The organism is Methanoculleus sp. UBA430 (genome assembly GCF_002506585.1).
Classification (GTDB): domain Archaea; phylum Halobacteriota; class Methanomicrobia; order Methanomicrobiales; family Methanoculleaceae; genus Methanoculleus.
In genome coordinates this window covers 1-652 of record NZ_DAXW01000005.1, presented here as the reverse complement: position 1 = coordinate 652, position 652 = coordinate 1, and positions in this window count along the sequence as shown.

Sequence of the window (652 nt, the reverse complement as noted above, 5' to 3'; positions counted from 1 at the left end):
ACCGGCGGGGCCGGCTTCATCGGTTCGAACCTTGCAGATACCCCGGCACAGCACCACGACGTCGTCATCATCGACAACCTCGCCACCGGGCAGTAGGTGACGCCCAGCACGATCCCGGCAACCGCGACACCGCCGCTCTGCAGCTCCCATGCCGATTTTTCTCAGGGAATATTAATAACTCTCACTTAGATTCTTGCGTCAAAAAGCAAACCCGTATATGAAATTACGCGAAAGAAAATTCACATCTGCTTTCGGAGCCTGATCCGCGGCGAGTCGCCGCTCAGGGGCGAGGGGCTCGGGCTTGAAGAGTTGCTGAGAAAAGTCGCCAGGTGAGGGGAAAATTCTCCCGCATCGCGGATTTTGCGAAGGTCACCGGGTGCGGCGCGGTGACCCTCGCCATCCGGACGCCTTTTATCGATGAGCGAGGAACAGGAAGTCGGGCGCAGCCTCACCGGCACGACCGCGCGCGCGGCCCGGGGCAGTGGCGCGGGGATGAGGGAGTAACTCAGACCTGGATGCCTGCCCGGGCAAGCGCATCCTTGATGGAGACGAGCTCCTTCCTCATCTCTGCAAATTCGTCGTCAAGGTGCTTTTTGGTATCACTCCGGAGCCCGAAAATCTCTTCTTTTGTTTCTTTGCCGACCTGAAGGGT